Source organism: Actinoplanes sp. ATCC 53533, from assembly GCF_003947245.1.
In genome coordinates, this window is the sequence record NZ_QHHV01000465.1 from 1 (window position 1) to 1,237 (window position 1,237).

The 1,237-nt window shown below is 65.3% G+C and carries 2 protein-coding genes and 1 pseudogene; all 3 read right to left on the bottom strand.

Going from position 1 to position 1,237, the window contains the following annotated elements; genetic code table 11:
- A partial coding sequence (locus tag DMB66_RS59175) for a transposase (protein ID WP_199753298.1) occupies window positions 1-341 on the bottom strand: 341 nt, incomplete at its 3' end.
- A 427-nt stretch (window positions 342-768) separates the two neighbouring features.
- Window positions 769-939 carry a hypothetical protein gene (locus tag DMB66_RS62180; protein WP_158647738.1) on the bottom strand — a complete coding sequence of 57 codons (171 nt, stop codon included), beginning with the start codon at window positions 937-939 and terminating at the stop codon, window positions 769-771.
- A gap of 84 nt (window positions 940-1,023) precedes the next feature.
- Window positions 1,024-1,237 (bottom strand): annotated as a pseudogene (locus DMB66_RS65105) (hypothetical protein); the annotation flags it as partial.

Below are 1,237 nucleotides of genomic sequence, written 5' to 3' on the forward strand. Positions count from 1 at the left end.
CCGAGCAGGTAGCAGGTCGCGACCACGCTCACCAGGGCGGCCTCGGCCCGCTTACGCCGCTCGAGCAGCCAATCGGGGAAATACGTGCCTTGGCGCAGTTTCGGGACCGCGACGTCGATCGTGCCGACGCGGGTGTCCAGGTCACGATGGCGGTAGCCGTTACGGGAGTTGACCCGCTCCGGTGACACGGCCCCGTACTCGGCGCCGCAGACCGCGTCCGCGTCGGCCGACAACAGCGAGTTGATCACCGTGGACAGCAAGTGCCGCATCAGATCCGGCGACGCGTCGCCGAGAGCTTGGTCCAACAGCCCGGCAGGGTTGATGATGTGAGGTGCGGTCATCGCGATAGAGCCCTTTCGAGAGTGCTGTGAGAGGTTCACTCGAAAGATCACGCGATGACCGCGCTCTTCGTTCAGCCCGCAGACGGGCCGCCCGACGATCACGTCGATCGCGTTACACCACTATCAGGGACGCCACTGGCTCGTATCCGTCCATCGACCAGGCATTGCCGTGGGAGAAGACGATGATGGGCAACTTTTCGCCGTCGGCCGGCGCTGTGACCTTGACCTGAAGTGGGGCACTGCGGCCGGTGGTGGGCACGGTGAGAGGCTTCATCGAGATGAGCTGACGGTCGAGCGGTGTAGAGAGCGTGACTGTCTCCGCGATTGGTCGTGGTTCTGCGAATTTTTGGAATGTTCTCGCTGACGTCCGGTCGACGATGCCGAAATCGGCGGGCGTACGTGTGCAGGGTTTGCACACCGCAACGGCTCAGGCGCGGACCGCGCCTCGAACACTCAGATCCGGTGCGGCGGGCCTGAAGTCCGGGGTGACGCCGGCCTGTCCGGCCAGCAGGATCAGCCGGGATCCGGTTGCGACAGCGGCCGGCCAGTAGTCGGTCGGCCGTAGCAATTCGTCCGGGTGCAGAAACTCCATGCTCATGTGATCTCCCCCTGTCGTGTCTCCCAGTTCAACCGGTGTTCCAGGAACACTGTCAAGGCGAGAGCGCCCGCCACGATCGGCGACGCGAACGATCGGGGTCTTGCCGCGCCGGGCCCAGGTACGGGCCCTGGCTGGTCTCAGCGACAGTCCGGACTCGTCGACGAAACAGATCCACGCACCCAGCCTGCGCGCGACTCTTTTGTCGCGGGCCACTGATGACGCCGCCAATGCTCGATGGCCGGCTCGTCGCGCTCCTGTTCGTCGGCGACTGAGCGAGCCGTCACACCACCGCCGTCAG

What these genes read in the sequence shown, in the direction of transcription:
- DMB66_RS62180 (WP_158647738.1), bottom strand. Translation starts at nt 939, where the DNA reads ATGAGCATGGAGTTTCTGCACCCGGACGAATTGCTACGGCCGACCGAC.